This is a genomic window from Mycobacterium sp. TH-M106, assembly GCF_057473765.1.
Genome location: NZ_JBYCLE010000200.1, coordinates 1 through 4,326, shown reverse-complemented (window position 1 = coordinate 4,326; position 4,326 = coordinate 1). Strand labels below are relative to the sequence as shown.

Below are 4,326 nucleotides of genomic sequence, written 5' to 3'. Positions count from 1 at the left end.
CCCTGCACGTCAACGAGGCGTTTCACGCGGTGGCAGGCGAGGGCGCCGCGATCGTCAACGTGGCGTCCATGGCGGCCCACCTGCTGCCCGCGGAACTCATTCCCGCAAGCCAGTTTCCGCTGGCGCTGCACGACGCCGACGCCTTCCTGGACGCCATGCTGGCGGCGTGCGACATCGTGCCCGAAGAGGGGCGATCCGGCATCGCCTACGCGGTGAGCAAGAGCTTCGTGCGGTGGTACAGCCAGTCGCAGGCGGAACGGTTCAACGCGCGCGGCCTGCGCATCGTCTCGGTGTCCCCGGGGTCCATCGACACCGAGATGGGCAGGCTCGAGGAACAGGCCGGGGCGGGGGCGATGGTCACCGAGGCCGCGGTCCCGCGCTGGGGCAAACCGGAGGAGATGGCCGAGTTGCTGGCGTTCTGCGCCAGCGACAAAGCGGGTTACCTCACCGGCACCGACATCCTCAACGACGGCGGCGTGACCGCCTCGATGACGGAGCGGGCCCGGGTGGCCGCCGCGAACGGCTGAGCATCGATGCGAAGCCGCGCGGCCATTCTCTACGAGTACGGGCGCCCGTGGTCGGTCGAGGAGTTCGAGCTCGACCCGCCGCGCGCCGGCGAGGTGCTGGTGAAGCTGGCCGCCACCGGCCTGTGCCACTCCGACGAGCACATCCGACAGGGCAAGCTCGCGCCGCCCTCCGACGTGCTGAACTCTTTGGGACTGCCCGCCATGTCGCCGACCATCGGCGGGCACGAGGGTTCCGGCGTGGTCCTCGAAGTGGGTTCGGGCGTCACCGGTTTCGCGCCGGGGGACCACGTGGTGACGTCCTTCCTCGCGGTGTGCGGACAGTGCCGATGGTGCGCCTCGGGGATGGAGTACCTGTGCGACAAGGGGGCAGGGACGCTGACCCCCGGCATGCCGACCGACGGCACGTTTCGCCACCACACCGCCGACGGCCGTGACCTCGGGCATGTGTCCAAGATCGGTGCGTTCGCCGAACACACCGTGGTGGCGGCGGATTCGCTCGTCAAAATCGATCGGGACGTCCCGCTGGTGCCCGCCGCACTGCTGGCCTGCGCGGTGCCGACGGGATACGGCTCGGCGGCCCGGCGCGCGGGCGTGCGCGGCGGCGACACCGCGGTCGTGATCGGCGCCGGCGGCATCGGCGCCGCGGCCATCCAGGGCGCCCGCATCAACGGTGCCGCCCGCATCGTCGCGGTCGACGTCAACGAATTCAAGCGCGAGTCCGCCCCGCGCTTCGGGGCCACCCACACCGCGGCAACGGCGGCCGAGGCGCTCGAGTTGGTGCGCGACCTGACCCGGGGCGTGATGGCCGACGCGGTCGTCGTGTCCCCCGCGATGATCGGCGAGGCCGACGTGGGCGCGGCACTCGCGCTCACCCGAAAGGGTGGCACCTGCGTGCTCACCGGCCTGCCGGCGCCGGCACTGCGCTCGGTGCCCATGGCGTTGCAGGACTTCATCCTGATGAACAAGACGTTGTGCGGCACCGTGTTCGGGTCCTGCAACCCCAAGAGCGACATTCCGCTGCTGGCCACGCTCTACGGGTCGGGCAGACTGCTGCTCGACGAGATGATCACCAGGCGCTACGGGCTCGACGACATCAACGACGCCTACGCCGACCTGGCCTCAGGCCGGCTGATCCGCGGCGTCATCGACTTCGGCACCGGCTGACCCGTCACCGGTCGGCGGGCCCGCGGTGCGGTGTACCCAGTCACGCGGCCGCAGCCGCCAGGTCCGGCGGGCGTACTCCAGCTCGGTGTAGGGCCACTGGGTGACGATGCGGCCCGTCGGCGAGCGAAAATAGCTGTCGCACTGCGTCCAGATGGTCCGCTCGAGCGCGGCGGAAAGCTCTTCGTTGTAGCGGTTTTCGGCCTCGGGGCGCACGTCGAGGAAGCCGCCCCGGCGCGCTAGCCGGCTCACCGCGCCGGCCACCAGTCGCGCGCCGGCCTCCAGGATGTAGACGATCGAGTTGCCGCCCTGGTTGGTGTTGGGGCCGTACAACATGAAGAAATTCGGGAACCCGCTGACCGCCACGCCGAGGTAGGCGCTGGGGTCCTCGCCCCAGCGTTCGTGCAGGCTCTCGCGGCCGCGGCCGATCACCTCGATACCGCTGAGGTAGTGGCTGGTCTGGAATCCGGTGGCGCACACGATCGCGTCGACGCCGACCACGTCGCCGCCGGCCGTGACGATCGACGTCTCGGTGACCCGCGCGATCGGGTCGGTCACCAGGTCGACGTGCTCGCGCTGCAGCGCCAGGTAGTAGTCGGCGCCCAGCAGCACCCGCTTGCAGCGAAACGGGTAGTCCGGGGTGAGCGCGCGGCGCAACCGTTCGTCGGGCACGGTGCGCTCCAGGAAGGATGCCGCGATCTGTGCGCGGCCGGCGGCCGTCGGATCGTCGAGTGCGTTGCCGGTGAAGTCGTGGAACTGCTTCCAGACCCGCCACCGTTCCCGCCGGGTGGCCCAGGGGTGCCGGCGGAACCGGGCCAGTTCGCCGGCGCTGAACGGGCGGTCGTCCTTGGGCACCATCCACGGGGGCGTGCGCTGAAATACGGTGACACGCCCGGCGATTCGGGCCAGTTCCGGGACGGCCTGCACCGCGCTGGCACCGGTGCCGATCACCGCGACCCGCCTGCCGGTCAGGTCGACGTCCCGGTCCCAGGCGGAGGTGTGCATCAGGTGGCCGCGGTAGCCGGCCAGGCCCTCGATGTCGGGCAGCCTGGAGGCGCCGAACAGGCCGGCGGCGCTGACCACGACGTCGACCACCAGCGTGCTGGTGTCACCGTCGGCCTGCTGCAGCTGTAATTCCCACTGCCCGGTGTCCTCGCGCCAGCGCGCATGCCGCACCCGGGTCCGCAGCATCAGGTGCCGGCGCAGGTCGAAGTCGTCGGCAACCGATTCCAGATACGCCAGGATCTCGGGTTGCCGGGCATACGTGCGGCTCCAGTTCGGGTTCGGCGCGAAGGAGAACGAGTAGAGGTGGCTCTGCACGTCGCACGCCGCACCGGGGTAGGTGTTGCGCCGCCAGGTGCCGCCCACGCCGTCCTCCCCGTCGATGATCACCAGGTCGTCGATGCCCTTGCGGCGCAGCGCCACCGCCGCGCCGAGGCCGCCGAAGCCCGCGCCGATGACGGCGACGCGCGGCGCGCGCCTGCGCCGGGTCGCGGCCCGCACCCGCCCGACGGCGTAGCGCCGGCGGGCCCGCCGGCTCGTCATGAGCCGGCCGCGGTGTCGCGCAGCAGGAGCCCCTTCATCTCTCCCCGGGCCCGCCACTCCTGAAGGAGGTCGGCGTACTCGGTGGGCCCGCCGAAGAAGAAGCTGCCCTGCCGAGTCTTGGCGTCGGCCCTGCCTTCCCGGTTGTAGTAGCCCGGGGTGCAGGTCGCGGCGCGCTCGGCGGTGGCGGCCGAGCGGGCCACGACGATGTCGACCCAGGCGGCTTCCGCGTCCGGTGACGCCTCGACCTCGGTGACGCCGTGTCCCAGCGCCCACGCGATGATCCACGCGGCGTGGGTGGCCTGCACGTCCAGAAGATACGGGAAGTTCACCGTCAGCCCGGCCTGAGCGATGCTTTCGATGAAACAGTTCGGAAAACCGTTGGCGCACAGGCCCTGGAAGGTGCGCACACCGTCGCGCCACCGCTGCGTGAGCGTGACCCCGTCGCGGCCGACCAACTCGAACCCGGTGCGGCGGCAGTAGTCCGTGCCGACCTCGAAGCCCGTGGCGAAGATGAGGCAGTCGAGGTCGTAGGCCACGTCGTCGACAGCGACGCCGGACTCGGTGATGCGCTGCACCCCGCGACCGTGGGTGTCGACCAGGGTGACGTTGTCACGATTGAAGGTCTGCAGGTACTCGTCGTGGAAGCAGGGGCGCTTGCAGAAGTAGCCGTACCACGGCTTGAGCGCCTCGGCGGTCGCGCGGTCGGCGACGATGTCGTCGACCCGCGCCCGGATCTCCTCCATCTTGGCGAAGTCCGCCAGCTCGATGTCGCGGCCGCGCTGCTCGGGATCGGCCACACCCGCGGCGTCGTGGCGCATCACCGGGAGCTTGCGGGTGATGCTCGTCCACGCGTCGGCGACGAGGTCCTCGGCGGCCTGCCCTCCGGCGGTGAGGATCTGGAAGTTGTCGATGCGCTCGCGCTGCCAGCCGGGCCGCAGCGTGTCGGCCCACCCGGGCTCGGTGGGGCGATTGGCCCGCACGTCCACCGACGAGGGGGTGCGCTGGAATACGTAGAGCCGCTGCGCCGCCGCGGCCAGATGCGGCACGCACTGGACCGCGGTCGCGCCCGTGCCGATGATGCCGACGCGCTTGG

General features: G+C 71.2%; 4 protein-coding genes. 2 read left to right on the top strand and 2 right to left on the bottom strand.

Annotation, left to right across the window (positions count from 1 at the left end; all coding sequences use genetic code 11):
• Together AC2VOP_RS06900 and AC2VOP_RS06895 are read left to right on the top strand one after the other, a co-directional pair.
• Positions 1 to 527, top strand: a 527-nt coding sequence (locus AC2VOP_RS06900) for an SDR family oxidoreductase (RefSeq protein WP_486960269.1), incomplete at its 5' end; no start/stop codon positions are given.
• Positions 528 to 533: 6 nt separating this feature from the next.
• Positions 534 to 1,691 (top strand): Zn-dependent alcohol dehydrogenase, encoded by a 1,158-nt coding sequence (locus AC2VOP_RS06895; protein ID WP_486960268.1) that lies wholly within the window; start codon positions 534 to 536, stop codon positions 1,689 to 1,691.
• On the opposite strand, the gene AC2VOP_RS06890 is transcribed toward AC2VOP_RS06895, so the two are convergent.
• Positions 1,647 to 3,233, bottom strand: a complete 1,587-nt coding sequence (locus AC2VOP_RS06890) for a flavin-containing monooxygenase (protein WP_486960267.1) — start codon at positions 3,231 to 3,233, stop codon at positions 1,647 to 1,649. The genes AC2VOP_RS06895 and AC2VOP_RS06890 overlap by 45 nt on opposite strands.
• A partial coding sequence (locus tag AC2VOP_RS06885; RefSeq protein ID WP_486960266.1) for a flavin-containing monooxygenase occupies positions 3,230 to 4,326 on the bottom strand: 1,097 nt, incomplete at its 5' end. The genes AC2VOP_RS06885 and AC2VOP_RS06890, both read right to left, overlap by 4 nt.

Coding starts and splice junctions, on each gene's coding strand:
- AC2VOP_RS06895 (WP_486960268.1), top strand. CDS start 534: ATGCGAAGCCGCGCGGCCATTCTCTACGAGTACGGGCGCCCGTGGTCG.
- AC2VOP_RS06890 (WP_486960267.1), bottom strand. CDS start 3,233: ATGACGAGCCGGCGGGCCCGCCGGCGCTACGCCGTCGGGCGGGTGCGG.